Origin of the sequence: Actinokineospora spheciospongiae, from assembly GCF_003182415.1 — a bacterium.
In the GTDB taxonomy this organism is placed as follows: domain Bacteria; phylum Actinomycetota; class Actinomycetes; order Mycobacteriales; family Pseudonocardiaceae; genus Actinokineospora; species Actinokineospora spheciospongiae.
Genome location: NZ_QHCP01000004.1, coordinates 282,580 through 307,735, shown reverse-complemented (window position 1 = coordinate 307,735; position 25,156 = coordinate 282,580). Strand labels below are relative to the sequence as shown.

Genomic DNA, 25,156 nt, shown 5'->3' with positions numbered 1-25,156 from the left:
TCCGGTCGGAGCGGGACGCGCGGGGCTCCCCGACGAGACGATGAGCCCGGGAACGGCCAGGCAGAGCACAGACGCAAGGGGAATGCGGCAGTGGGCTACGGGCTCGGCATTGATCTCGGCACGACCTTCACCGCGGCCGCGGTCGCCCGGGAATCGGGCACGCGGATCGTCCCGCTGGGGCAGGACGGCATCAGCCCGTCGCTGGTGTACGCGCGGGCGGACGGCACCCTGGTCACCGGCGAGGCAGCCGAGGCCGAGGCGACCGACCCCGTGCGGCTCTCGCGCGGCCACAAGCGCAGGCTCGGCGACCCCACGCCCCTGGTCATCGGCGGTGCCGCCTACTCCCCCGCCGCCCTGCTGGCCGCGCAGCTACGCGACGTCGTCGCCGCCGTCACCGCCCAGGAGGGCGAGGCGCCCGAGTCGGTGGTGCTGACCTGCCCGGCCGTGTGGGGCCCGTACCGGCGCGAGCACTTCGACGAGGTGCCGCGCCTGGCCGGGCTGTCCGGGGCGCGGATCATCACCGAACCCGAGGCCGCGGCCACGCACTACTCGGTGGAGCGCAGGCTCGGCGACGGGGAGCTGGTCGCGGTCTACGACCTCGGCGGCGGCACCTTCGACACGACCATCCTGCGGGCCACCGCCGGTGGCATGGAGATCCTGGGCACCCCCGAGGGCATCGAACGACTCGGCGGCATGGACTTCGACGAGGCGCTGCTCGCCCACGTCGACACCCGCCTCGACGGCGCGGTCAGCGCACTCGACCCCGCCGACCCCGAGGCCGCGGCGGCGCTGGCGGCGATCCGCGCCCTGTGCGTGCGGGCCAAGGAAGAACTCTCCACCGAACCGGACGTCCTGCTCCAGGTGCCCCTGCCCGGCGGCGGGCGGGAACTGCTCGTGTCGCGGATCGAGTTCAACGAGATGATCCGCCCCGCCGTCGCGCTGACCACCGAGGCCCTGGACCGCACCATCACCTCCGCCGGGCTCAAGGCCGACGACCTCGCCGCCGTCCTGCTCGCGGGCGGGTCGTCGCGCATCCCGCTGGTGACGCAGATGGTCTCGGAGGCCTTCGGCAGACCGGTCCGGTTGGGCCTGCACCCGAAGTTCACCGTGGCCCTCGGCGCGGCCGCGGTCTCGCGCACCCCGGCGGCCGAGCAGCCCGCCGCGGTCGTCCCGCCGTCCGACACCCCGCTCCCCGGGCCCACGAGCGGCAGGCCGAAGTGGCTGGTGCCCGCGGCGGCAGCGGCGGCGGTGCTGCTGGTCGCGGCGGCCACCACCGCGACCCTGATCGGCGGCGGGGAAGACACCCCGACCCCGCCCCAGGGCGGCGCGCTCGCCTCGCCCGTGCCGCCGACCACGACCACGTCGGCGGCCGCCACGACCCCCGCGCCGCAGATCGCCGCGAGCACCTCGCAGGTCATCGCCGGTCCCCCTCCGGTCGCCCCGACCACCGCGCGGGCCGACGCGCCACCCGCCTCGCAGGCCACCCCGGGCATCCCGGAGGTCAAGGTCTACGACGGCTCCGACGTGTCCCCGTTCCGGAGCATCATCGGCTCCGAGGAGAACTGGGACGGCACCTACCTCGGCGGGAGGCGGGCCGCCGAGCACACCGAGATCAGGGTGGGGCCGGACAAGGTGGGCGGGGCGGACGGCCTGCGCGCCACCTGGACGGGCCGGGGCCCGGCCCAACTCTACTTCCAGGACCCCGGGTTCCGGGACATGAGCGCGTACCTGGACGACGACGCCGCGCTGGTGTTCGACGCCGTGGTGCACAGCCCGCCCACCTCGTGGGCCTCCGTCGCGGTGCACTGCGAGTACCCGTGCGGGGGTCAGGTGGAGTTGACGTCGCTGCTCAACGACCTGCCCCCGGGCCGGAAGACGACCGTGCGAATCCCGATCTCGTGCTTCGTCGCCGACGGGCTCGACCCGAAGCACGTGGACACGTTCATGCTGCTCTACACCGAAGAGGCACTGGACATGTCGGTGGCGAACGTCCGGTGGACGCCGGGCGCGGCCGATGAACCGGACGCGCTGGACTGCGGCGGTCGGGAATAGCTGTCGGAGTCGTCGCCCCGTCACCCGGGGCCGGGCCACTCGCGGGTCAGCTCGCCCGCCACAGGGAGTCCTGCTCCGCGAGCGGGGTCGCGCTCACGCGGTAGTGGTCGAGGTGGGCGGGCTCCGCGCCGCCGAGGTAGTCCAGGAAGTGCTGCCGCTCGTCGACGTCGGCGAGCACCTCGGTCAGCGCGGCCAGCGCGGCCAGCTCGGTCAACTGGTCGGTGTCGCGGTCGGCGGGCACCTCGCGGGCCGGGGTGGGCAACCAAGTGTGCAATGTGGACATCAGGACCCGTCCGATCTCGTCGGGAGCGATACGCCCGGCACACGGGCCGCGGGCCGCCACGGGTTCGCGGTCCCCGGATGGGGTTGACGGGCCCGGCGGGTTGCCACCGGTCGCCTTGTGCGGGGCCGCACCGTCTTGACCTGGTCCGATTGCCGTCGGAGTGGGGATTCCCCTACCCGGGGCCGGGGCAGCCCCGCCGGAAATCGGCGGGCTCACCCCCGGGGCCGGAGGGCTGGTCCCACCGAACTCCCCGGCGATTTCCGCGAGTCTTCTCCCAACGCCGAAACGGGCCGGACACCAGGGGAGACACACGATGACCACCACCGCCAGCACTCTGCTCGACGAGATCGTCCGCGCCCACGGCCCCGCCCTCCTCGCCCACACCACCCGCCTCACCGGCGGCGACCGCCACCGCGCCGAGGACGTCGTGCAGGAGACCTGGCTGCGCGCCTGGCGCAACCTCACCCGCCTCACCGACGACCAGGGCTCCGTCCGCGGCTGGCTCAAGCGCGTCGCCCACAACATCGCCGTCGACCAGCACCGCGCCCGCGCCGCCCGCCCCGCCGAGGTCGAGATGCCCGCCACCGACCCCACCGCCACCCCCGAACGCGCCGACGAGGTCGTCGACCGCCTGTTCGTCGCGGACGTCCTGCGGTCCCTGCCCACCGCCCACCGGGCCACCCTCGCCGAGGTCTACCTGGCCGACCGCAGCACCGCGGGCGCCGCCGTCGCCCTCCGGGTCCCCGTGGGCACCGTCAAGAGCCGCGTCCACAACGCCCTCCGCACCCTGCGCACCACCGTTCCCGCCCTCGAAGCCGCCTGAGGGCACCCACCCGATCCGACCGCGCCGACCCGCCGTCAGGGCGTCGGCGGCGGACAGACCGCAGACCCCCGCGATGACGGCGGGCGGCGCGGTGGCCAGGTCGACCAGACCGTCCTCGTCGTGGGCGAAGCCGAGGTCCAGGCAAACCCGTTTCACGACCGCACTCAGGGGCGCGGAAGACGACGTCGCAGCACCGCCTCGTCCGATCCGCGAAACCCGTCCACCTCGACCGCGACCACCACGTCCCCGCATTCCCGGACAGCGAGCGCGGGCACCAATCGACGCCGTCCTGGCACTCCTCCAACGACAGCGGGCCCGGGATCGACACCGAAGGCCCGCACGACCTCGTCCGGTGTCAGCCCGATGACCGAGGTGATGGTGGCCGCCACGGACAACCGACCCTGGTGCACCCAGCGGAACGCTGCCTCCGGCGCGGTCACGCCCGGCGGTTCGGGCTCCCCGCGCAGGCGGTGCCCGAGCCGATCGATCCGCTTGTGGACGATCGACGGCGCGGCGGGTGCCACCCACACCACCAGGCGGTGCCCCTCCACGTCGTCACCGTCCCGACCGCGGACGTGCGCCCCGACCCGGTACGGCCCCGGCCACGGCGGGGTGCGGCAGTCCTGCGGCCACCGATGAGCGTGGCGAACCCGGCCTTCGCCGTCCAACTGACCTCCACCACCTCGTCCCAGACCGCCGGGGCGACCTCGGACGGCGGTTCGGCGAACACGTCCAAGCCGACCTTGACCTGCCCTGCCGCCACACCCGTGCGCACCGCCACCCCGCCGAGGATCGCCACCACCAAACCGTTCTCGGCGAAATCCGGGGTAGCGACAACACCGGGTTCGGCCAGTGCGAAGTGGCCACCGGTCGCCACCGCCTGCATGGAAACCCTCAGCGGCAGGAGGTAGTCGGCCCGGCGCTTGTCGAGCGCGGCGCGGCGTAACAGGGCGGTGCCCCGGCATCGCGCAGCAGCGCGGCCGTGCCCAGCGCCGTCGCCACCACGGCGATGAGATCAGCACCGACCTCCCGCAGCACCGCGCCCGTCGTCACCACCACCAGGGCCAGGTGAGCCCAGCCGTGCTGGGCGATGATCGCCTCCTCTCCCACGACCTCGGCACCGACCGCGAGCAGTTCCCGGATCTCCAGCTAGCGGACCAGAGCGCGGGCGGAGACTCGGCCGCAGTCGCTCTCCACTGAGGACATTGCGATGGATCGCAGCGCCTCTGCTCACTTCATTCTCCTTGGCGCCAAAACCACATCTCATTCATGTTGTTGTGGGTGAACAGGTCCAGCTTGATGGCTCGGCGATAGCAGATCACCGCGCAAGTCAGCCGGACGAATCCACGAAAGTGGGCGGCTGTGCGCTCATGGCGGCGTGCTGGCCAGTGGAACCGGGAAACCCACTCGAAGGTGTCGACAACGTCAGCAACCTGCCCAGCGCGCGAGGAAATCGACGACGTGCCCGCGCAGCAGGGTCACGGCCCACCGCGGTGGCAGGTTGCCGACGAGGCGTTCCCGGTCGGCCGCTGTGACGAGCCCGCGGGCTTGCAGTTGTGGCACCAGGGCGCCGAGGTCGGTCAGGCCCCAGTGTGCGGCGCCGTCGACCTGTGTTCGGGCGGCCGGGCCGTTGTGGGCCAGCAGCGCCGACCAGGACCGGTCCAGCCGTTCGTCGCGGAAGCCCTCCGAGCCGACGAGCAGGAGTGGCTTGGTGACTCCGTCGCGGGCGGCGGGCAGCAGGTCGCCGGGGGTGCCTGCGGTGTCGGGCGGGTAGTCCAGGTAGCCGTCGAGGTTCACCGCGGCGTCCAGGCGCGGGTCTTCGTGGAGTGCTTCGGTGGCGGTGGTGCCGCCCAGGCCCTGTCCGTGGATGCTCAGGTGGCGGACATCGAGGGCGCGGTCGAGGCCGGGTGGCAGCGGGTGGCCCTCGGCGTCCGGGTTGTGCCCCCGGGCCAGGGATTCGACCTGGTCGAGCACGAAGCGGGTGTCGGCGAGCCGCGTGTCGACCAGGCTCCGGTACAGCGCGGGGCTGGTGCGGGGGTCGCCCGGCAGGGCGATCGTGCGCACCCGGCCGCCGGGGAATTCCACGGCGCTGGTTTCTCCCGGGTGGTCCACGGTCACCACCACCGCTCCCCGGCTGGCCAGTTCCTCCGCCACGACCGTGCCGAGTGAGCGCGGATCGGCGAGGCCCGGGCTGTAGAGCACGACCGGCGCCCGCACCGCCCGCGCCGGGGCGTCGGTGTGCGCGTGGGTGCGCGTCGCCGCCCAGTCGACCCCGGTTGCGGGGATGCCCGGCAGGTAGAAGGGGGCGACGGCGCCGAACCCGGCCGCGGTGCCGGGGCTCAGGTGGGGTGCGACCGGGTGGTCGCGCACGGCGGTGGCCGGGTAGAACACGCTGACCACCAACTCCCTGGGGCTGCCCGCGGCGTCGGGCCACGGGTCGGCCCTGGCGGGGTCGACCAGGTGCAGGGTGGTGACGCCGACGTGGTGGCGGCCGGTGGGTGCGGGCAGGTGCAGCGGGTCGGCGGGGGTGGCCTGGGCCGGGGTCGCCCCCAGGACGAGAGCGGCGGCGAGCACCGCGGCTCCCGGGATTTGGCGTGGCATGGTGTGTCCTCTCGTTGTCGTGGTTCAACCGTGGCGTGTGCTCGCGCTTGTGGACACCAGGGTGGCTTGAGTGTCGACTGGAGGTTTTCTCCATAGGAAGAGGGAGGAAGTCGGCTGGTCGGGCCGGGCCGCCGTGCGGGACGATTCGGTCATGGTCAGAGAACGCGGGCGGACACCCTGGATGTGGGTGCCCGTCGTGCTGGGTGGGCTCGCCGTGCTGTGCGCGGTGGTCTTGGGGCGGTCCCTGGGGCCGCTGGCGGTGGTGATCGCGGTCGCCGGGCCGTTGCCGTGGCACGTGGTGGGTGTGTTCGTGTGGTGGCACGCCCCGGAGCACCCGGTGGCGCGTCGCCTGGTGGTCTCGGGCGCGCTGTTCGCGGTGGTGATCGCCTTCGCGTTCGCCGTGCCCGAGGTGATCGGCGGTCCCGGTTCGGGGCCCACGGCACCGAGGGTTGTGTTCGGTGTGCTGATGACAACCCTCGTCGTGCGGGTGGTGCACCTGCTGGCGTCGCTGCCGGACGGTCGGCGGCGGTTCGCGCACGAGCGCGTGGTGCTGCCCGCGCTGTGGCTGCTGGTGCCCATTGACGCGGTGCTGGCGGCGACGGAGACGCGGCTGCCGCTCGGTCCCGTTCCGGTCGGGATGTGGGTGTTCCTGCTGGGGCCGGTGCTGCTGGGGGTGCGGTACCGGCTCCTGCCCCGGGATGAGCGCTCGGAGTTGCGGTGGATGCTGGGCGTGGTGCTGCTGACCGCTGTCGCGGTGGTGGCGCCGCTGGTGCTGGCGAGCTGGGTGCGACCGCAGGACGTGGTGACGACCGTGGTGGTGGTCTTGGTCGACACGGTGGTGGTGCCCGCCGCGCTGGTGGTGGCCGTGGTCCGGTACCGGATGCTGGGCGCGGACGTGGCGGTGCGCCGGTCGACCAGGTACCGGTTGTCCTGGGTGTTCATCGCCCTCTGGTACGTCGGGGCGGTGGCCGGGTTGAGCCTGACCGCGAGCGCGTACCTGCCGGGCGGTCTGGTGGTGCTGGTGGCCGTGGCGGCCACCGTGGCGGCCGAGCCGGTCCGAGCGCGGTTGACCAGGATCGCCGCGGCCCGGGTGTACGGCCACCGGCCGAGCGGGCAGGAGCTGCTGGTCCGGTTCGGCGCCACGTTGGAGCAGGTGTTCCACCCGTCCGCACTGGCGGCCGAACTGGCGCGCACGGTGGCGGAGGCATTCGACCTGCGGTGGGCGCGAGTCACCCTGGAGACACCGAACCGGGCCGTCGACATGGCTGGGGTACCCGGGAAGGCCGAGGAACCTGCGCTGGCGGTGACCCTGTGCCACCGGCACACCGTGGTCGGGTCGATCGAGTGCGGCCCGAAGGTGGAGGGCGCGCTGACGCCGTCGGAGCGGGCGCTGGTGCAGACGCTGGCGCGGCAGACCGCGCTGGCCGTGCACAACCTCGGGTTGGCCGCGCAGCTCTCGGCGCACGTGGCGCGGGTCGAGGAGCAGGCCGGGGAGCTGGAGGCGTCCCGGGCGCGGATCGTGCAGGCGCAGAACGCCGAGCGGCGCCGGGTCCAGGGGCAACTGCACGACGGGGTGCAGCAGGACCTGGTCGCCATGGTCACGCGGCTGCGCCTGGCCCGCAACCAACTGCGGCGCGACCCCGACCGGGTGGACGCCATGCTCGATGAGGTGCAGGAGGACGTCTACCGGGTGATCGCCGAGGTCCGGGAGCTGGCCCACGGCATCCACCCGCCGGAGTTGACCGACCAGGGCCTGGCCGCCGCGGTGCGCTCGCGGGCGCGGCGGGCCCCGATCCCGGTCACCGTCCACGCGGGACCGGAGGTGACCGGTTCCAGGTTCGTCCCGGACGTGGAAGAGGCCGCGTACTTCCTCATCTCCGAAGCGCTCACCAACGTCCTCAAGCACGCCGAGGCCACCCGGGCGACGATCCGCCTCAGCGGCTGCGCCGACCTGCTCGACATCGAGGTCACCGACGACGGTGTCGGTTTCAGCGGCGAGGTGCGGCTGACCGGGCTCCGCGACCGGGTGGACGCGGTGGGCGGTGCGCTGGTGGCCACCAGCGCACCGGGTGCGGGTGCCACCGTGCGGGTCCGGCTGCCGGTTAGGAGGAGCGGTGCCTGAGCGGCCGACGACCCGGGTGGTCCTCGCCGAGGACCACTACCTGGTCCGCGAGGGCACCCGCCTGCTGCTGGAGGACTCCGGTGAGGTCGAGGTGGTGGCCGCCGTGGGCAACGCGGTGGAACTGCTGCACGCGGTGGGCGAACTCCGCCCGGACGCGGTGGTCACCGACATCCGGATGCCGCCGGGCCACCGCACCGAGGGCATCACCGCCGCGCACACCATCCGCGCCGAACACCCCGGCACCGGGGTGGTCGTCCTGTCCCAGCACGCCGACGAGTCCTACGTCTTCGCCCTCTTCCGCGACGGGACCGCGGGGCTCGCCTACCTGCTCAAGGAGCGGGTCGGCGACCTCGACCACCTCCTCGGCGCGATCAAGGAGGTCCGCGCGGGCCGCTCCAGCATCGATCCCCGGGTGGTCGACATCCTCCTGCGCGGTCACAGCCGCGCCGCCGACTCGCCCCTGTCCCGGTTGACCAAGCGGGAGTACGAGGTCCTGCGGCTCATGGCCCAGGGCCACAACAACCGGGCCATCGCCGCCGCCCTGGTGATCGCCGAGTCCACAGTGGAGAAGCACGGGCACTCCACCTTCGCCAAGCTGGGGCTCGGCGAGGAAGACACCCTGCACCGCCGGGTGTCCGCCGTGCTCACCTACCTCCGCCACGACCCGCCGACCTGAGGCGCACCGGGGGTGTGAGGTGCTTCACGCCGCGACGGGTGGGCCGCGGCGGATGTGGACTGTGTTAGCTTTCGCGGGCCAGCCGAGGCCGTGGAAGCGGGTTCGGGCGGGGGAACTCCGGTGCAAGACCGGGACTGACGCGCAGCGGTGAGGGACGGCTTCCGAGCGTTCCAAGTCCGATTACCCACTGGCACCCGCTCCGGCCTGCGGCCGGGGTGGGCGACCGTGCGGTTGGGCTCGCGTGGGGCCCTCGAGGGTGAAGGATTCGGCGTGCGCGGAGCGTGGCGGTTTCGGGTTCTGGTGGGTATCGCGGTCCTGGCGGTCGCCGGGTGCGGTGGGGGTGGGGCGGACACCGCGGCCGGTCAGGGCACCGGGGTGGACAACTGCGGGCGGACTGTCCGGGTGAGCGAGCCGCCGAAGCGGGCGGTGGCACTGAACCAGGGCAGCGCGGAGATCATGCTGGCGCTCGGGTTGGCCGACCGGATGGTGGGCACCGCGACCTGGACCGACCCGGTGCTGCCCGAGCTGGCCGAGGCGAACGCGAAGGTGCCGAGGCTGGCGGACAACGCGCCGTCGTTCGAGCGGGTCCTGGCGGTCGAGCCGGACTTCGTCGCCGCCTCGTTCGAGTCGGTGCTCGGGACCGGTGGGGTGGCGACCCGGGAGCGGTTCGAGGAGCTGGGTGTGACCACCTACCTGTCCCCCACCGACTGCGGCACCAAGGACAACAGCGGCGACGGGGACGGGGTGCGGTCCACGGCGCTGACCATGGACGACGTGTTCCGCGAGATCCGGGACCTGGCGGAGCTGTTCGACGTCACCGAACGCGGAGAGCAGGTCGTGGCGGGGTTGCGGGAGCGGCTCGACACCGCAACCAGGGACCTCGACGCGTCGGGGGTCAGCATCCTGTACTGGTTCGCCAACTCCGAATCACCCTACCTGGCCGGGTGCTGCGGGGCGCCGGGGGTGATCACCGGGGCGCTGGGGGCGAAGAACGTCTTCGACGACACCCGCGCGGAGTGGCCGCAGGTCAACTGGGAGACCGTGGCCGAGCGCGACCCGGCGGTGCTGGTGATCGGGGACCTGACCCGCAAGTCGCAGACCGCGGAGACGGCGGCGGCGAAGATCGCGTTCTTGGAGTCCAACCCGGTGACCTCGCGGATGCGGGCCGTGCAGGGCAGGCGGTACGTGCCGCTGAGCGGGCAGGCGCTCAACCCGACCATGCGCACCGTCGAGGGCGTGGAGAAGGTCGCGGCGGCGCTGCGGGGCTTCGGGCCGCTCGGGTGAGCGCGGCGCCCACGCGCGCCCGGGCCGGCCTGCGGTACGCCGCGGGCCTGGTGCTGCTGGTCGCCTCGACGGCGGTGGTGATCACCATCGGCCCGGCCGACATCGGGGTGGGCGAGGTCTGGCGCACCGTCTTGGCCCACCTCGGCGGCGGGGAGCGGGTGCTCTCGCCGATCCGCGACAGCATCATCTGGCACCTTCGGCTGCCCAGGACGCTGCTGGCAGCCGTGTGCGGGGCCGGGCTCGCGGTGTGCGGGGTCGTGCTCCAGTCGTTGCTGCGCAACCCGCTCGCCGACCCGTTCGTGCTCGGCGTGTCCTCCGGGGCTTCGACCGGTGCGGTGGTGGTCGTCGTCCTCGGGGTCGGCGGCGGTGCGGTGTCGCTGTCGGCGGGGGCGTTCCTGGGGGCGGTCCTGGCGTTCACCCTGGTGCTGGTGCTGAGTCGGCTGCTGGGCGGGCAGTTGGACCGGGTGGTGCTCTGCGGGGTGGCGGCGATGCAGTTGTTCTCCGCGCTCACCTCGTTCATCGTGCTCACCTCGGCCGACGCCGAGACGACCAGGGGCGTGCTGTTCTGGCTGCTGGGGTCGCTGTCGAGCGCGACGTGGACCGAGGTCGGCGTCTGCGCGGCCGTGCTGGCGGTGGCGCTGGCGGTGTGCCTGGGCCACGGCCGCACCCTGGACGCGTTCGCCTTCGGGGAGGACGCCGCGGCGTCGCTCGGCATCCGGGTCGCCCGGGTGCGGGTGGTGCTGCTGTGCGCGACGGCCCTGCTCACGGCGGTGCTGGTGAGTTCGTCGGGGGCCATCGGGTTCGTCGGGTTGGTGCTGCCGCACGCCGCGCGGGCGCTGGCCGGGGCCGGGCACGCCCGCCTGCTGCCCACCTCGGCGCTGGGCGGGGCGATCTTCCTGGTGTGGGTGGACACCGCCGCCCGGTCCGCGCTCGACCCGCAGGAGATCCCCGTGGGCGTGCTGACCTCGCTGATCGGCGTCCCGGCCTTCGTGGTCATCCTCTACCGCACCAGGAGCAGGCGATGACCCTCGCCGCGGACCGCGTCGTGCGCACCGCCGGTGGCCACCTCGTGCTCGACGGGGTCACCGTGGACTGCCGGGCGGGGGCCACCATCGGCCTGCTCGGGCCGAACGGCGCCGGGAAGTCGACCCTGCTGCGGGTGCTGGCGGGGTTGTTGCCCGCGGGCGGCGGCGTGGTCACCCTCGACGGCGCTCCCCTGGCCGACCTGCCGCGGCGCGTGGTCGCGCGCAGGCTGGCCGTGGTCGAGCAGCAGGTCGACACCCAGGTGGACCTCAGCGTGCTCGACGTGGTGCGGCTCGGCCGCATCCCGCACCGGCGCGGCTGGGCGGGCGAGTCCGCGGCGGACACCGCGGCGGTGCGCTCGGCGCTGGCGGCCACCGGCCTCGCCGACCGCGGCGGGCAGTCCTGGCACACGCTCTCCGGCGGCGAGCGGCAACGGGTCCAGCTTGCCAGGGCGCTGGCCCAGGAACCCCGCGAGCTGCTGCTCGACGAGCCGACGAACCACCTCGACATCGCCCACCAGCTCGACCTGCTGCACCTGGTCACCACGCTGCCGGTGACGACCGTGGTGGCCCTGCACGACCTGAACCTGGCGGCGATGTTCTGCGACCACGTGGTGGTCCTGCGAGCGGGGAGGGTCGTGGTGGCGGGGGCGCCGGTCGACGTGCTCACCGAGGACCTGATCGCGGACGTCTACGGCGTCCGCGCGGTGGTCTCCACCGAGGACGGGCAACTGCACGTCCGCTTCCGCCGCACCGCGGCCCGGTGACGACCCGGCCCGCCTGCCACGGGGGCGGGGATCGTCCTCCCGGACGCACCGGCGATGGGCTGCGGCGATACGCCGATCAGTGCCACGAGCAGGGCACACCATCTGCCGAATGAGGCAACCTCCGGCGCAGAGCTTGTGCGCTCCGAGTTGGGGGAGCTACGTTCCGTGAACGGTCCTGCCCCTGTCTCGGGACCGTCACCCAGGAAAGGAACGGCAACGATGACGTTGCGTTCACTGGCCGCTGCCCTGCTCGCGGCCACCTCGCTCGTGTTCGCCTCGATGGCCGTGCCCGCGACGGCCGCCGCGAGCCCGCCGACGGACGGCGGTGTGCTGACACCCCAGGTGGTCGGCGGCACCCCGGCCCCCGCCTACTCGTTCTCGGGGTTCCCTGCAAACCCTGTCGGGCAGCCACTTCTGCGGTGCCTCCGTCGTGCACCCGAGGTGGGCCGTCACCGCCCGGCACTGCGTGCAGGGCAGGTCGCCCTCCAGCATGCGGTTGCGCGTGGGCAGCAACAACCGCACCTCCGGCGGAGCGCTGGTCTCGGTGACGTCCGTGGCCACGCACCCGACCAACGACCTGGCGGTGATCGGGCTGACCACCGTCCCGTCCGCCTACCTGCCGGTCGTCATCGCGGCGACCTCCGGTCCGGTCGGCACCTCCACCCGGATCATGGGGTGGGGCCAGACCTGCCCGACCCCGGGCGGTTGCGGGGCGCCGGTCCAGTTGCAGCAGTTGAACACCTCCATCGTCGCCGACGGTTCCTGCGCGGGGATCGTGGGCGCCACCGAGATCTGCACCAGCAACCCGGGCGGGGTCGCGGGTGCCTGCTACGGCGACTCCGGTGGCCCCCAGGTCAAGACGGTCGGCGGGGCGTGGCACCTGGTCGGGGCCACCAGCCGCTCCGGTGGCGGGTCCGCCTGCGCGGTGGCGCCGTCGATCTACGTCGACGTGCCCGCGCTGCGGCCGTGGATTCAGGGCGTGACGGGACTGCCGCTCTGACCCGGTCCCCGTGCACGGAAGGAGTTCCATGAGACGCGGTCGACGACGACCGCGACGCACCCGGACCCTCGGTCGCACGATCGCCGCGGTGGTGGCCCTGGTCGCCCCGCTGCTGTCCAGCGCGTCCCCGGCGGGGGCGGCGGACATCGGCACCACCGCCGCCACCGACGTCTACATCCGGGACCACGTCGGCGACACCGGGGTCGAGCCGCACTCGGCCTCGGTCTGGACCAGCCCGGACGTCAAGGTGTGCCCGACGTCCGTGGAGTGCACCACCAGCCAGAACCCCGAGGTCGGCTCGGTCAACCACATCTTCGTCAAGCTGAACAACCCCGGCCCCCGCGGTTCCGGCGCCGACGTCGGCAACCTCGACGTCTACCGCTCGACGCCCGGCGGCGGCACGGGTTGGAGCGCGGACTGGACCAGCATCGGCGGCGTCCTCGGGGTGTCCGTCGCGGCCTCGGGCACCACCACCGTGGTGATCCCCTGGCCGGACGTCCCCGGCCCCGACCTGTTCGCCCGGTGGCGGGAAGGCGGCGGCCGGGCGGCCGGTCTGAAGCAGGTGGGCCCGACCAGCTTCGAGGTCGGCGACTTCAAGCAGGCCAGGCTGTTCGGCGTGCTGCTGGCGCCGCGGACCAGACCGGAGCTGAAGCTCCAGTTCGGCCTGGGGGCGAGCGTCCGCAAGGGATCGCACGTCATCCGGGTGACCCAGTTCGCCCCGCTCGGTGCGGATCAGCCGAGCACGGCGCTGACCGATGTCGGCGGCGTCGAGTACCAGGTCGCCATCCGCTAGTGCCCTGCGAAGCGCCGGGGTTTTGTGGGTGTGCCCGGGTGTGGCCCCCGGTCGGTCCTCCCCTCTGGACAGGGGAGGACCGACCGGGGGTTGTCCCACGCGGCCGTCGCCGAGGATTCGCGGGAGCATGGGTGGATGACCGTGCGCAGGTGGGCAGTCCTGTCGTCCTTGCTCGCTCCGGTGGCGCTGATCGGGGGCTGGACCGCGGCCGCCGCCGTGCGCCCCGACTTCGACCAGGTGCGCGACACGATCAGCGCGCTGGCCGCGGTGGACGCGCCGAACCGGTGGATCATGACCGCCGGGCTCGCGGTGGTCGGTGCCTGCCACGTGGTGACCGCGGCCGGGTTGACCGGGGCCCGCCCGGCGGGGCGGGTGCTGCTGGCGGTGGCCGGGGTGGCCAGCGCCGCGGTCGCCGCGCTCCCCCAGCCCGCCGCGGGGCACCAGGTCGCGGCTGCCGTCGCGTTCGGTGCGCTGTCGATCTGGCCCGCGGTCGCCGCCGCACCGGGTGTCCGGTCCTCGTGGGCGGCGACGGCGGTGTTCCTGCTCTGCCTGGCCGGGTTCGGGCTGTCGTTGCACGCCGATCACCTGGTCGGGCTCGCCGAACGGGTGCTCGCGGGCGCCCAGGTCTTCTGGCCCGCCGTCGCCGTGCTCGCCCACCGCGACGGCGGGCACCGCGACCGGTGATGCGCCATCCACAGTGGACAAGAATGGGCGACCGCGGCCCGCGTTGTCGCCGAACCGGCCCCCGTGGATGACCGCGAGGCGCGTGGTGGGTGGGTTCCGCCGGGAGGGGTCGTGCCGGTCAGGCGCCCGCTCCCGCCGCGGCGCCGGTGGTCGTCCTGGTCCACAGCGCCCGTGCCGCCGGGACGGACAGGTGGGCACGGAGGTGGGTGCGCAGCGCGTCGGAGGCGGCGTCGGCGCGGGCGGAGGTCAGGGCGGGGTGGTCGTCGAGGAACCGACCCCAGGCGCGGCACGCGTCCTCGACCTGCCCCTCGGCCAGGTGCAGTTCGCCGAGCCGGGCCAGGGTGAGCGCCCGGGCGCGGCGCTCGGGGGTCGGTCGGTGGCGCAACGACGCCCGCAGGGCGTTGATCGCCGCAGGGCGGTCGGCGGCGCAGGCGGCCACCTCCGCCCGGTGCTGGGCGAGCACCGCCCAGTGGTGACCGCGGGTGCCCGGGAGCAGGAGGTCCGACGGCGGGGCGTCCGATCCGGTGTCGCGTTCCAGTGCCCGGTGGGCCGCGGTGAGGTGGCGGGCGGCGCGCTGCCCCCGGTCCGCGGCGGCGGCCGACGCGGCGAGTTCGCCGTGCAGGGACGCCGCGAGGCGCGGGTGGGCGTCGTCCCCGGCGGTGCGCACAGCGGCTTCGGCGAGGCGGTCGGCGTGGTGTGCGTGGCCGAGCAGCCGGGCCTGTTCGGCGAGCCCGCGCAGCGCGACGGCGTGGGCGGGGGCGTTCCCGGCCTCGGCGCTGAGCCGCAGCGCGGCCAGGTAGTGGCGTTGGGCGCAGGCGTTGGCCCGGTCGTCGACGGCCATCGCGCCGCACAGGGTGGCCAGCCCGGCCGCGGTGGACAGCAGGGCCTGCCGCACCGCCGGGGTCGCGTCCGCGCGCAGCCAGGGTGCGACGGTGGCGCTGAGGTAGGAGGCGAGGGTGTGCCGGGAGTGGCCGCCGCCGAAGGCGGTGTCCGCGTCGGCGAACAGGCGGGCCATCAGCCTGGCCGCCGCGACCTCACCCGCCCCGACCCGGGGGCCGGTGCGCGGGTCGGCCGCCGGGGGCTCGACCGGGTGCGCGGTCCACGGCGGCACGGCGAGCGCGGCCACGCTGTAGGCGCCCACGCCCGCGTCGAACAGCGCGCCCACGGGCACCACCTGCCACCAGTGCGGCGAGCGGGCGCCGGTTTCCGCGGCGACCAGCCCGGCCTCCTGCGCGGTGACGCGGCGACCGGCCCGGCGGGACAGCACCTCGGCGACCAGGTCGGGCACCGGTGGCCGGGGACGCATCCCGGCCAGCCACCGCGACACCGCGTCCCGCCGGTAGCGCAACCGCAGCCCGGTTCTGCCGCCCGCGGTGTTGACGGCCCGCGCCAGTGCTTCGCCGGTCCAGCCGCTCTCGGCCATCAGGTCGCGGAGCCTGCCGTTGGGGTGGTGTCCAGACGTCATGCCATCTCCACATCAGGTCCACAGTGGAGCAGCGGTTCACCCTGCTCCACAAGCGAGTGCTCCTCATCGTGGGGCACGACCACCCGGGATGGCTAGCGCCGGAAGGGGTTGCACTACACGGACCGCGTCACCCGGTTGCCGGGCGCCGACCACTGTGCGCACGAGTGGGACTCACGATCAGGTGAACGGGGTGACCGTGTTCTCCACTCCTAGCAGCATCTTGCCGTGGACGCCCTCCCCGGCGGGGCCGCTCAGCTCGACGGGCGGCGCGACCGGGCGAGGGCCACGGCCAGGTGTGCCGCCGCGACCGCCTTCGCCGCCACGCCCGCGGGCCGGACCTGCCCGAGGTCGTCCGGAGCGGTGTCGTCCAAGCGGGCCAGGACGCGGCGGAAGCTGTCGACCTGGCGGTGCAGCAGGTCCGGGTCGACGTGGTCGCCGGGCCGGGTCGACAGCAGGTCGATCGGGGCGCTGACCAGTGAGATGGCGGGGATGCCGTGGTGCAGCAGGGGTTCACCCTCACCGAAGTGGATCAGGGGGCTCGGCCTGGACACCCGGGTGCCCGGCCACTCGGCGGCGGCGAGGTCGCGCAGTCGCGGTGTGGTGGCGTAGAGCAGTTCGGGGGCGCGGGCGCCCAGGTGTTCCACGCCCAGGCCCGCGACCGCGCGCCGCGGCCCCGACCAGAGGTCCGGGTGGTCGCGCAGCCACCGGGTGGCCGCCTGACCGGATCGGGTCACCGCCGGGATGCGCAGGTGGCCCGCGACGAAGGCGAACACGACCGTGCGCCGGGGCGGGGTGGCCACCGCGTCGCGGGCGAGGGCGAGCAGCCCGATGTGGCCGTTCTCCTCCACGACGTTGGTGCCGTCGGTGTGGGTCACGACCAGCACCGTCTCATCGGGACGCTGCGTGCCCTCGACGGTTGTCCACAGTGTGCGCATGGACGCCCCCGGGGTCAGGGTGGCGGGCACGTCCAGGTCGCCGGAGCGCCCCCGCGCGGCGGCGTCGAGCACCGCGTCGGCCGCCTCGCCCGCGACGAACGCGGCGGGGATGTCCTGGTACGGCAGGGTGAACGGCACGTACTGGCCGCGCGCGTCCTCGGCGGCCAGCCCGCGCCAGGCGAAGACCACCCCGCGCACCCCCGCCCGCCGGGCGCGGTGCAACCCGAGTCCCGCGATCGTGGCCGGGATGAGCGGGTGCGCCAGGGGTTCCCACGGCTGCTGCGACCCCCACACCCGGACGACCTCGGCGAACGGCAGCTCCCGGTTGCGCACCTCGACGACCGCGATCCCGCCCCGGGCCCTCGACCACCGGGGCACCGGCCCGCGCAGCCGGACCAAGGGCCCGGTCACCCGCCCGGTACCCGAGTAGGGGAACACCGACGCCACTTCGACCGGCTCCCCGCCCACCGACAGCCCGGCCGCGCCGGTGAGGTCCCACCGGGTGAACCGGTGCCGGTCCTCGGCCACCGGCAGCCCGAGCGCCCGGACCTGCTCGGCGACGCGGTCGACCAGCCGGTGGTGCTGCGGGGAGCCGGTCAGCCGGGGACCGAGGTCGCGCAGGAAGTCCAGTTCGGCGTCCACCCAGTCGCGGTCCAGCGGTAGCACATGCCCTCCCGATCCGGTTGACACCCTCGCGGGTCACTGCGACGATACCCTAACAGTCGTTAGGGAGGGTTCACCGATGAAACTCCGCCGTCCACTCGTGGCCGCGCTCGCGGTCACCGCAACGCTCGTCTTCGTCGCCCCGAGCGGGGAGGCCGCCCAGGTGGCACCGGCCGCCGCCACCACCGACTGGGCCGCGCCCGGCCCGTACGCCGTGACCGTCGAGGTGGGGTTGAACAGCACCTACTACCGACCGACCCGGCTCGACGGCAAGCACCCGGTCATCGTCTGGGGCAACGGGACCGGCGCCTTCCCCGGTGTCTACTCCGGACTGCTGCGCCACCTCGCCTCGCACGGGTACATCGTGGCCGCCGCCAACACCGCGTTCTCCAACAGCGGCAAGGAGATGCTGGCGGGCGCGGCGTGGTTGCGCCTGGAGAACGGCAGGCGCGGCAGCGCCTACTACGGCAAGGTCGACCTCGAGCACGTGGGCGCCATCGGGCACTCCCAGGGCGGGGCGGGCGCGATCAACGCGGGCGCCGACCCGGTGGTCGACACGACGGTCGCGTTGGAACCGGGACCGCTGGCCGACCCGACGAAGCTGCGCGGGCCCGCGCTGTTCCTGGCCGGGGAGAAGGACACCATCGTCGACCCGGACAGGCTGGTGCTGCCGCTGTACGAGAAGGCGGCGCGCGTCCCCGCCTGGTACGCCGAACTCGGTGGGGCCACCCACTTCACCCCCGTCCCGGACGGCGGCGGGTTCCGCGGCACCATCACCGCGTGGTTCCGGTACAACTTGTCGGGTGACCAACAAGCGGCAGCCGAGTTCACCGGTGCTTGCGGCATCTGCACCGATCCGGCGTACGTCGACGTCCGACGGAACTCGCGGGCAGGCGGCTGACCCGCCGCCGCCCGCCCGCGACTTCACCGCGCTGACCAGGGTCCGCGCGGTGGAGCCGCGCCTGCCCCCCGGCAACGGGACCGGCACCGAGCTGCGCATCCTGCTGGAGTCGCTGCGGCTGTTCGCCCACCAGGGCTACCCCGGCACCAGCACCCGCCAGATCGCCACCGCGGTCGGGATCAAGGCCCCCAGCCTCTACGAGCACTTCCCGTCCAAGCAGCACATCCTGGAGCGGCTGGTGCTCATCGGCCACCGCGACCTGCTCGAGGCGCTCGAGCGGACCCTCGCCGAGTGCCCACCGGACCCGGTGACCAGGGTCCGCGCCCTGGTGCGCACCCACGTCCTGAGCCACGTGACCTACCCGCTGCTCGCCATCGTCACCAACGACGAACTGCACCACCTGACCCCCGAGCGCTCCGCCGAGGCGCTGGAGCTGCGCAGGCGCACCGAGCAACTGGCCACCGAACCCGGCATGCGGGGCGTCCGCGACGGCGTGTTCGACGCGGCGGAACTGATCACCACCACCGCCGCCATCTCCAGCATGGGCGTCCGGGCCCCCTACTGGTTCGTCCCCACCCCCACCCTGGGACCGGAAGACCTGGCCGACGCCTACGCCGAACTTGCCATCAGGATGCTCCAGCCCAGTTCCACCTGAACCCGGCAGCCCGCCTCCCCCGGCCGCGCAACGGCGTGCTGTCGCGTCCGGGCGCCCGCCGAGATGTCGGGAGTGCCCGGGAGGGGGAGGATGGTGGCATGACGACCACAGCGTTGAGCAGGCCCCGCGGCAACCGCAGGATCGCGGGGGTGTGCGCCGGACTCGCCGAACAGTGGAACATGCGACCGGGGAAGGTCCGGCTGCTGTTCGTGGTGTCCTGCATCCTGCCCGGGCCGCAGTTCATCATCTACCTCGCCCTGTGGGCGATCATCCCCTCGCGCTAGCAGGCCGTCTGCCGCGCTGTCGACCGCGCCGACCCGCCGGTACGGCCACCACCGCCACCAGGATTCGCCGTGGCGCACGCCCTTCGACGGAACCACCTTCCGCACAGCATTACTGTACGCGTATATTTACGCGTACAGAATCTATGGGGGTGGTCTCGTGGGAACGACAGGACTCAAGCGGGGGACGGCGCTGTCCGCCGTCGCCCTGGCTCAATTCATGGTCACGCTGGACATGACGATCGTGAACGTGGCGCTGCCGGGGATGCGGTCCGGACTGGGGATCGACCCGGTGGACCTGCCCTGGGTGGTGAACTCCTACGCGCTGCTGTTCGGCGGGTTCCTGCTGCTCGGCGGGCGCGCGGGCGACCTGTTCGGCCAGCGCCGGTTGCTGCTGTCGGGCACGGCGCTGTTCGCGGTGGCCTCGCTGGTCGGCGGGCTGGCCCAAGCGCCGTGGCAGTTGGTGGCCGCCCGGGCGGCGCAGGGGTTGGGGGCGGCGCTGATGGCGCCCGCCGCGCTGGCGCTGCTGACGCTGACCCAGCGCGAAGGCCCGGAACGGGCGCGGGCACTGGGCGTCCACGCGGCCGTGTCGGCGGTCGGCGGTTCGGCGGGGGTGCTCGCGGGTGGCCTGCTGACCGAGTACGCGGGTTGGCGCTGGGTGATGCTGGTGAACGTGCCGATCGCCCTCGCGGTGGCGCTGCTGGCGACGCGGTCGGTGCCGAGCGGGGCGTTCGGCGGCAGGCCGGGCAGGCTGGACGCGACCGGCGCGGTGCTGGCCACCGCGGGCGTCGGCCTGCTGGTCCTGGGGGTGGTCCGCACCGAGCAGCACACCTGGACCTCGGCGACGACGGTGCTGACCCTGGGTGCGGCGGCGGTGCTGCTGGTCGCGTTCGCGGTGTGGGAGGGGCGCACCCGGACCGGTGACCCGCTGATCCGGTTGGGGTTGCTGGCCCAGCGGAACGTGGCCGGGTCGAACCTGTTCATGCTGCTGCTGTGCGCGGGCCAGTTCGCCTCGTTCTACTTCGTGTCGCTGTACCTCCAGGAGGTGCTGCGGCTGCCGACCGCGCGGGCGGGCCTGGCCTTCCTGCCGATGTGCGGCGCCGTGGTGGTGGGCATCTTCGCCTCGACCCGGCTGCTGCGCCGGTTCGGCGTGCGGGCGCTGCTGGTACCGGGCGGGCTGCTGGCAGCGGCGGGCTTCGCCTGGTTCGGGCTGCTGAGCCCCGACGGCGGTTTCACCACCGACGTCCTCGGCCCGTCGCTGGTGGCGGGACTGGGCATCGGCCTGTGCTTCGTCCCGCTGACCGCCGCCGCCACCGGCGGGCTCCCGCCGCACGAGGCGGGCGTGGCCTCCGCGCTGCTGAACAGCTCCCGCCAGATCGGCGGCGCGATCGGGTTGGCCGCACTGGTGACCGCCCAGGTCTCCGCCACCGCGGCCGGGCTCGCCGAGGGCGCCCCGGTCGACCTGGCGACCACCGACGGCTTCGGCCTCGGCCTCGCGCTGGCGGGCGGTTGCCTGCTGGGGGCAGCGCTCATCGCGGTGTTCGTGCTGCCGGGCGGGCGGGGGGAGGACCGGGCCGCGCCTGAGGAGAGGACCGCCCGGGGCGCACCGGTGGACGCCTGAGCGCTCCGTCCACTCCGGACCGGCCGGGGTCGGCACCCGACCGACCCCGGCTCACCGGCCCGCCCCGGTGACGGGCACCGGGACGGGGCGTGCCGCGGGGGCGGGGCCGTGGATTAGGGTTGCCGCGCCAGCAGCGCGCGGGGAGGGGACCGATGCCGACCGAGGACGCGGTGCCCCGCAGAGCCGGACGGCCCGCGCGGCTGTCCAAGGAGGCCATCGTGGCCGCCGCCGCCGCCATCGTCGAGGCCGACGGCGTCGAACAGCTCTCCATGCGCCGCCTGGCCAAGGACCTGTCCTCCACCCCGATGGCGCTCTACCACCACGTCGAGGACAAGGACGAACTCCTGCTGCTCCTGCTGGAGGCGCACGCCCGCGGGTTCCCCCGGCCCGAACTGCCGACCGAACCCCGGCAGCGCCTGCTCGCCGCCGCGCGGACCCTGCACGACGTCCTCGCGGACTGCCCGTGGATCGTCGAGGTGCTCGCCTCCGACGACCTGGTGGCCCCCTCGGCGCTCTGGATCGTGGAGGACATCCTCGACGCCGCGGTGCGGTGCGGGCTGACGCCCGAGGAGGCGGTCCACGCGTACCGGGTGATCTGGTACTACACCGCGGGCGAACTCCTGGTCCACTTCACCCGGTCCAGGCGACGCGCGGAGGCGGGGACGCCCACGCACCGCGACCGGGCGTTCGCCGCGCTGGACCCCACCGCGTACCCGCGGCTGACGTCGATGTCCGGTCGGTGGGTGGCGCTGACGACCGAGGACAGCCACCGCAGGGGGCTGGCGGCCATCATCACCGGCCTGCTGTCCACCGACACCACCCGCTGACACCTCGCGGCGACACCTGCCGGCCGGTCGGGCGGGCACCCCGAACCCGGCGTCGACCCCGAGCCCCGTGGAGACGCGGAGTGATCACCGGTCGGGCGAATCGACCACCGGTGGGGGTGCGCGGGCGGTGACGACCCGCCCCACGTCCTGGCTGAGGTCGGTCGACTACTGTGGGTGCCCCCCGATCGACTCCCCCACGAGGTCCCCATGGTTGATGTGTCCCCCGAGCCAGCCCCGTCAGCCGCGATCGACGAGACCGTGCCCAGTGTGGCGCGCGCCTACGACGCCGCCCTCGGGGGCAAGGACAACTACGCGGTCGACCGCGCGTTGCTCGCGCAGCTCGACGCGGCGGTGCCCGAGGTGCGGTCCATCGCCCTGACCAACCGGGCGTTCCTCATCCGGGCGGTGCGGTTCCTGTGCTACCACGCGCACATCGACCAGTTCCTCGACTGCGGGTCCGGGTTGCCGACCGCGGAGAACACCCACCAGATCGCGCAGCGGCTCAACCCGGAGGCCGAGGTCGTCTACGTCGACAACGACCCGGTGGTCCTGGCGCACGGTCGGGCGCTGCTGGAGGAGAACGACTACACCCACTTCATCGCCGCGGACATCTTCCGGCCGGAGCAGGTGCTGGAGAACGCGGTGGTGCGTTCGCGGCTCGACTTCGACCGCCCCCTGGCCCTGTTGCAGGTGGCCACGCTGCACCACCACGGCGCCGACGAGGGGTTGCACCCGGTGGAGGTCATGCGGCGCTACATCGATGCCCTGCCCTCGGGGTCCTACGTCGTGTTCAGCCACTTCCTCGACCCGGAGAACGAGGACAGCGCGCTCGCCCAGCGCGTGCAGGGCATCCTCAACGCGGGCATCAGCCGGGGGTACTTCCGCACCCGGGCGGAGATCGAGGAGATGCTGGTCGGCCTCGACCTGGTCGACCCGGGCATCGTCGTGGCCGACGACTGGTGGTCCGACGGGCCCCGGCTCGGGGAGCTGCCCGCCGCGGCGCGCTGCATCGTGGCCGCGGTCGGCCGCAAGCCCTGACGACGTCCGCGGTGGTGCGCACCCCGCCGGGTGCGCACCACCGCGGCACCGCGGTCAGCCGCCCCGGGGTTCGCCCGCGCGCACGCTCCAGCGCCCGCCGGTGCGCGTGAGGCGGATCGGGTGGTCGAAGCACGTGCTGACCCGGTCGCTGGTCAGCACCTCGTCGGCGGGTCCGGCGGCCAGGCAGCGCCCCCCGCGCAGCAGCAGGACGTGCGTGGTGCCGGGTGGGAGTTCTTCGAGGTGGTGGGTGACCAGCACCGACGCCAGGTCCGGCAGGGTGGTCTGCAACAGGTCGACCCGTTCGAGGAACTGCTCGCGGCCCGCGACGTCGAGGCCGGTGGCGGGTTCGTCGAGCAGCAGCAGGCGCGGGCTGGGCATGAGGGCCCGCGCGATCAGCGCCCGACCCCGTTCGCCCTGCGACAGGGTGGGCCACTGCGCTTGGCGGCGCTCCCCCAGCCCGAGCAGGTCGATGAGCCGGTGGGCCAGGGCGACCTGCTCGGCGGTCGGACCCCACCGGGGAACCCACTCGGCGGTGTTGGTCAACCCGGTGAGGACGACCTCCCACAGCGCCAGCGGTGACCTCGGGGCGTGCCGCGGGTCGACGTGGCCGACGTGGGAGCGCAGCTCGCGCATGTCCACCCGGCCCAGCCGGTGGCCCAGCACCTCCACCACACCCCGGGTGGGGTGGGCGAACGCGCCGAGGAGGCTGAGCAGCGTGCTCTTGCCCGCGCCGTTGGCACCGAGCAGCGCCCAGTGCTCGCCCGCCCGGACCGTCAGGGACACCCCGCGCAGGATCGGGTTGCCCTCGCGGACGAAGTCGACGCCCTCGACGCGCAGGACCGGTGTCACGACGCGGCCCGGTTGACCGCGGCCAGCACGGCGTTGACGGAGGCGGTGAGGACCGAGGTGTCCCGGCCCGCGCCCCAACGCGCGACCCCGCCCACCCGGCACTCGGCGTAGGCGACGGCGTCGCTGCCGGTGGAGTGCTCGGTGCAGCCGAGGACGTCCACCTCGATGCCTGCGGCACCCAGCGCGTCGGTGAGGGCCGACAGCGGGCTGCTTCCCACTCCTCCGCAGGACAACCGCTGTTCCCCGGTGTGCAGGGTGCCGGTGAACCGGTGCTCGCCGGGTGCGGTTTCGTTGGTGCTCCAGGACTCCAGCGTGGTCGGGCCGTCCTGGGCAGGCGCGATGTAGGTGGTGCGGAACAGTTCCCACAGCTCCTTGTCGGACAGTTCCCGCCCGGTGGTGTCGGTGACGCGCTGCACCGCGCGGGAGAAGTCCGGGCGCAGCGCGTGCGGCAGGTCGAGCCCGTGGTGGGTGAGCAGCAGGTGGGCGATCCCTCCCTTGCCCGACTGGGAGTTGATCCGGATGACCTCCTCGTAGGTGCGGCCGATGTCGGCCGGGTCGATGGGCAGGTACGGCACCGCCCACGGCGCTTCGCCCGGGTCGACGCCCAAGGCAGCGGCTTGCTCGGCGTGGTGGGCCATGCCCTTGGCGATCGCGTCCTGGTGGGTGCCGGAGAAGGCCGTGTGCACCAGGCTGCCCGCGTAGGGGTGTCGCTGGTGCACGGGCAGCCGGTTGCAGTGCTCGACCACCTCGCGCACCGCGTCGAGGTCGGAGAAGTCGACCATCGGGTTCACCCCCTGCGCGTACAGGTTCAGCGCCAGGGTCACCAGGTCGACGTTGCCGGTCCGCTCGCCGTTGCCGAACAGGCAGCCCTCCACCCGCTGCGCGCCCGCCAGCACGGCCAGTTCGGCGCAGGCGACGCCGGTGCCGCGGTCGTTGTGCGGGTGCACCGACAGGATCACCGATCCGCGCCTGCCCAGGTGCCGGTGCGCGTACTCGACCTGGTCGGCGTACACGTTGGGCGAGGCGATCTCCACCGTGGCGGGCAGGTTGTGGATGACCGGCCGGTCCGGGCTCGCGTCCCACAGCTCGGTCAGGCCGTCGCACACCTCCAGGACGAAGTCCGGTTCGGTGAGGTTGAAGACCTCCGGGGAGAACTCGAACCGGGTGTCGGCGCGGGGCCGCTCCTCGGCCCGCCGCAGCAGGTGGGTGGCGGCGTCGCTGATGAGCGCGTGCACCTCGGTGCGGGAACGCCCGAGGACCACGTCCCGCCACACCGGGGCGGTGGCGGTGTAGAGGTGGACGACGGCGCGCGGCAGGCCCTCGATCGAGGCGATGGTGCGGTCGATCAGGTCGTGGCGGGCGGGGGTGAACACCGAGACGGTCACGTCGTCGGGCACCTCACCGCTGCGGGCCAGGTGGCGCACGAAGTCGAAGTCGGTCTGGCTGGCGGAGGGGTAGCCGACCTCGATCTCCTTGTAGCCCACGGCGACCAGGAGGTCGAAGAACCTGCGCTTGCGCTCGGTGTCCATCGGCTCGGCCAGCGCCTGGTTGCCGTCGCGCAGGTCCACCGGCACCCACAGCGGCGCCCGGTCGAGGGTGCGCGACGGCCAGGTCCGGTCGGTCAGCGGCAGCGCGACCCTGGCGTGGGCGGGCCGGTAGCGGTGGTGCGGCATCGCGCTCGGGCGCTGCGGGTTCCACGCGGGCGCGTCCGCCGGGGGCGTGCGGGTGGTCTCGGAGAGGGAAACCATGGTTGGGGAAGCTCTTCCACTCGGTCATCCTTCGGTGACCGGCGCAGCCCGACACCCGCTGCGGGG

At 73.9% G+C, this 25,156-nt stretch carries 24 protein-coding genes and 1 riboswitch; of the genes, 16 read left to right on the top strand and 8 right to left on the bottom strand.

Annotation, left to right across the window (positions count from 1 at the left end):
• Positions 1-90: 90 nt before the first annotated feature.
• Positions 91-2,052: an Hsp70 family protein gene (locus DFQ13_RS12560; RefSeq protein WP_233438379.1), complete on the top strand. Its 1,962-nt coding sequence runs from the start codon at positions 91-93 to the stop codon at positions 2,050-2,052.
• 46 nt (positions 2,053-2,098) lie between these two features.
• On the opposite strand, the gene DFQ13_RS12555 is transcribed toward DFQ13_RS12560, so the two are convergent.
• Positions 2,099-2,335 carry a hypothetical protein gene (locus tag DFQ13_RS12555; RefSeq protein ID WP_146241205.1) on the bottom strand — a complete coding sequence of 79 codons (237 nt, stop codon included), beginning with the start codon at positions 2,333-2,335 and terminating at the stop codon, positions 2,099-2,101.
• A gap of 313 nt (positions 2,336-2,648) precedes the next feature.
• Between DFQ13_RS12555 and DFQ13_RS12550 the strand changes: the two genes are divergently transcribed.
• Positions 2,649-3,158 carry a sigma-70 family RNA polymerase sigma factor gene (locus tag DFQ13_RS12550; protein WP_110079906.1) on the top strand — a complete coding sequence of 170 codons (510 nt, stop codon included), beginning with the start codon at positions 2,649-2,651 and terminating at the stop codon, positions 3,156-3,158.
• A gap of 164 nt (positions 3,159-3,322) precedes the next feature.
• On the opposite strand, the gene DFQ13_RS12545 is transcribed toward DFQ13_RS12550, so the two are convergent.
• The 3 genes from DFQ13_RS12545 to DFQ13_RS12530 form a co-directional block, all read right to left on the bottom strand.
• Positions 3,323-3,826: a hypothetical protein gene (locus tag DFQ13_RS12545; RefSeq protein WP_146241204.1), complete on the bottom strand. Its 504-nt coding sequence runs from the start codon at positions 3,824-3,826 to the stop codon at positions 3,323-3,325.
• Positions 3,827-4,052: 226 nt separating this feature from the next.
• On the bottom strand, positions 4,053-4,268 hold the full coding sequence (locus DFQ13_RS12535) for a hypothetical protein (RefSeq protein ID WP_110079903.1): 216 nt from the start codon (positions 4,266-4,268) through the stop codon (positions 4,053-4,055).
• A 315-nt stretch (positions 4,269-4,583) separates the two neighbouring features.
• Positions 4,584-5,759: an alpha/beta hydrolase gene (locus DFQ13_RS12530; protein WP_110079902.1), complete on the bottom strand. Its 1,176-nt coding sequence runs from the start codon at positions 5,757-5,759 to the stop codon at positions 4,584-4,586.
• A 187-nt stretch (positions 5,760-5,946) separates the two neighbouring features.
• On the opposite strand from DFQ13_RS12530, the gene DFQ13_RS12525 reads away from it, so the two are divergent.
• The 8 genes from DFQ13_RS12525 to DFQ13_RS12490 all read left to right on the top strand — a co-directional run bounded on the left by DFQ13_RS12525 (position 5,947) and on the right by DFQ13_RS12490 (position 14,107).
• Positions 5,947-7,881, top strand: coding sequence for a GAF domain-containing sensor histidine kinase (locus DFQ13_RS12525; protein WP_146241203.1), 1,935 nt, complete (start codon positions 5,947-5,949; stop codon positions 7,879-7,881).
• The gene (locus tag DFQ13_RS12520) at positions 7,874-8,557 is read left to right on the top strand and encodes a response regulator transcription factor (RefSeq protein ID WP_110079900.1); all 684 of its coding nucleotides are present in this window, start codon (positions 7,874-7,876) and stop codon (positions 8,555-8,557) included. The genes DFQ13_RS12525 and DFQ13_RS12520 overlap by 8 nt, the downstream gene beginning before the upstream one ends.
• Positions 8,558-8,619: 62 nt before the next feature.
• Positions 8,620-8,763, top strand: a riboswitch (cobalamin riboswitch).
• Positions 8,764-8,959: 196 nt separating this feature from the next.
• Positions 8,960-9,841 (top strand): ABC transporter substrate-binding protein, encoded by an 882-nt coding sequence (locus DFQ13_RS12515; RefSeq protein ID WP_233438378.1) that lies wholly within the window; start codon positions 8,960-8,962, stop codon positions 9,839-9,841.
• A complete protein-coding gene (locus DFQ13_RS12510; RefSeq protein WP_110079899.1) occupies positions 9,838-10,866 on the top strand; it encodes a FecCD family ABC transporter permease in 1,029 nt (342 codons plus the stop codon). Before DFQ13_RS12515 ends, DFQ13_RS12510 begins: the two co-directional genes overlap by 4 nt.
• Positions 10,863-11,630, top strand: coding sequence for an ABC transporter ATP-binding protein (locus tag DFQ13_RS12505; RefSeq protein WP_035278038.1), 768 nt, complete (start codon positions 10,863-10,865; stop codon positions 11,628-11,630). The genes DFQ13_RS12510 and DFQ13_RS12505 overlap by 4 nt, the downstream gene beginning before the upstream one ends.
• Positions 11,631-12,060: 430 nt before the next feature.
• On the top strand, positions 12,061-12,630 hold the full coding sequence (locus tag DFQ13_RS12500) for a S1 family peptidase (protein ID WP_325050926.1): 570 nt from the start codon (positions 12,061-12,063) through the stop codon (positions 12,628-12,630).
• Between the two features lie 28 nt (positions 12,631-12,658).
• Positions 12,659-13,423, top strand: a complete 765-nt coding sequence (locus DFQ13_RS12495; RefSeq protein ID WP_146241202.1) for a hypothetical protein — start codon at positions 12,659-12,661, stop codon at positions 13,421-13,423.
• Between the two features lie 135 nt (positions 13,424-13,558).
• Positions 13,559-14,107, top strand: a complete 549-nt coding sequence (locus tag DFQ13_RS12490; RefSeq protein WP_110079897.1) for a DUF998 domain-containing protein — start codon at positions 13,559-13,561, stop codon at positions 14,105-14,107.
• A gap of 118 nt (positions 14,108-14,225) precedes the next feature.
• Here DFQ13_RS12490 and DFQ13_RS12485 read toward each other — a convergent pair whose 3' ends face one another.
• Together DFQ13_RS12485 and DFQ13_RS12480 are read right to left on the bottom strand one after the other, a co-directional pair.
• Positions 14,226-15,572, bottom strand: a complete 1,347-nt coding sequence (locus DFQ13_RS12485; protein ID WP_052020446.1) for a hypothetical protein — start codon at positions 15,570-15,572, stop codon at positions 14,226-14,228.
• Positions 15,573-15,823: 251 nt separating this feature from the next.
• Positions 15,824-17,173, bottom strand: a complete 1,350-nt coding sequence (locus DFQ13_RS12480; protein ID WP_110079896.1) for a zinc-binding metallopeptidase family protein — start codon at positions 17,171-17,173, stop codon at positions 15,824-15,826.
• 76 nt (positions 17,174-17,249) lie between these two features.
• On the opposite strand from DFQ13_RS12480, the gene DFQ13_RS12475 reads away from it, so the two are divergent.
• The 6 genes from DFQ13_RS12475 to DFQ13_RS12450 all read left to right on the top strand — a co-directional run bounded on the left by DFQ13_RS12475 (position 17,250) and on the right by DFQ13_RS12450 (position 22,493).
• A complete protein-coding gene (locus DFQ13_RS12475) occupies positions 17,250-18,071 on the top strand; it encodes an alpha/beta hydrolase family protein (protein WP_035278045.1) in 822 nt (273 codons plus the stop codon).
• Positions 17,974-18,726, top strand: coding sequence for a TetR/AcrR family transcriptional regulator (locus DFQ13_RS35580; protein ID WP_110079895.1), 753 nt, complete (start codon positions 17,974-17,976; stop codon positions 18,724-18,726). Before DFQ13_RS12475 ends, DFQ13_RS35580 begins: the two co-directional genes overlap by 98 nt.
• Positions 18,727-18,824: 98 nt before the next feature.
• The gene (locus DFQ13_RS12465) at positions 18,825-19,010 is read left to right on the top strand and encodes a PspC domain-containing protein (protein WP_035278047.1); all 186 of its coding nucleotides are present in this window, start codon (positions 18,825-18,827) and stop codon (positions 19,008-19,010) included.
• A gap of 157 nt (positions 19,011-19,167) precedes the next feature.
• Positions 19,168-20,628, top strand: coding sequence for an MFS transporter (locus DFQ13_RS12460; RefSeq protein WP_233438377.1), 1,461 nt, complete (start codon positions 19,168-19,170; stop codon positions 20,626-20,628).
• 152 nt (positions 20,629-20,780) lie between these two features.
• Complete coding sequence (locus DFQ13_RS12455; RefSeq protein WP_035278049.1) at positions 20,781-21,455, top strand: TetR/AcrR family transcriptional regulator C-terminal domain-containing protein; 675 nt, start codon at positions 20,781-20,783, stop codon at positions 21,453-21,455.
• 207 nt (positions 21,456-21,662) lie between these two features.
• Positions 21,663-22,493 carry an SAM-dependent methyltransferase gene (locus DFQ13_RS12450; protein ID WP_052020454.1) on the top strand — a complete coding sequence of 277 codons (831 nt, stop codon included), beginning with the start codon at positions 21,663-21,665 and terminating at the stop codon, positions 22,491-22,493.
• A 54-nt stretch (positions 22,494-22,547) separates the two neighbouring features.
• Here DFQ13_RS12450 and DFQ13_RS12445 read toward each other — a convergent pair whose 3' ends face one another.
• Both DFQ13_RS12445 and leuA read right to left on the bottom strand, forming a co-directional pair.
• Positions 22,548-23,342 (bottom strand): ABC transporter ATP-binding protein, encoded by a 795-nt coding sequence (locus DFQ13_RS12445; RefSeq protein WP_110079893.1) that lies wholly within the window; start codon positions 23,340-23,342, stop codon positions 22,548-22,550.
• Positions 23,339-25,090 (bottom strand): 2-isopropylmalate synthase, encoded by a 1,752-nt coding sequence (gene leuA / locus DFQ13_RS12440; RefSeq protein WP_110079892.1) that lies wholly within the window; start codon positions 25,088-25,090, stop codon positions 23,339-23,341. The genes DFQ13_RS12445 and leuA overlap by 4 nt, the downstream gene beginning before the upstream one ends.
• Positions 25,091-25,156 lie beyond the last annotated feature (66 nt).

Coding starts and splice junctions, on each gene's coding strand:
- DFQ13_RS12555 (WP_146241205.1), bottom strand. CDS start 2,335: ATGTCCACATTGCACACTTGGTTGCCCACCCCGGCCCGCGAGGTGCCC.
- DFQ13_RS12550 (WP_110079906.1), top strand. CDS start 2,649: ATGACCACCACCGCCAGCACTCTGCTCGACGAGATCGTCCGCGCCCAC.
- DFQ13_RS12530 (WP_110079902.1), bottom strand. CDS start 5,759: ATGCCACGCCAAATCCCGGGAGCCGCGGTGCTCGCCGCCGCTCTCGTC.
- DFQ13_RS12505 (WP_035278038.1), top strand. CDS start 10,863: ATGACCCTCGCCGCGGACCGCGTCGTGCGCACCGCCGGTGGCCACCTC.
- DFQ13_RS12495 (WP_146241202.1), top strand. CDS start 12,659: ATGAGACGCGGTCGACGACGACCGCGACGCACCCGGACCCTCGGTCGC.
- DFQ13_RS12490 (WP_110079897.1), top strand. CDS start 13,559: ATGACCGTGCGCAGGTGGGCAGTCCTGTCGTCCTTGCTCGCTCCGGTG.
- DFQ13_RS12485 (WP_052020446.1), bottom strand. CDS start 15,572: ATGACGTCTGGACACCACCCCAACGGCAGGCTCCGCGACCTGATGGCC.
- DFQ13_RS12475 (WP_035278045.1), top strand. CDS start 17,250: ATGAAACTCCGCCGTCCACTCGTGGCCGCGCTCGCGGTCACCGCAACG.
- DFQ13_RS12465 (WP_035278047.1), top strand. CDS start 18,825: ATGACGACCACAGCGTTGAGCAGGCCCCGCGGCAACCGCAGGATCGCG.
- DFQ13_RS12455 (WP_035278049.1), top strand. CDS start 20,781: ATGCCGACCGAGGACGCGGTGCCCCGCAGAGCCGGACGGCCCGCGCGG.
- DFQ13_RS12450 (WP_052020454.1), top strand. CDS start 21,663: ATGGTTGATGTGTCCCCCGAGCCAGCCCCGTCAGCCGCGATCGACGAG.
- leuA (WP_110079892.1), bottom strand. CDS start 25,090: ATGGTTTCCCTCTCCGAGACCACCCGCACGCCCCCGGCGGACGCGCCC.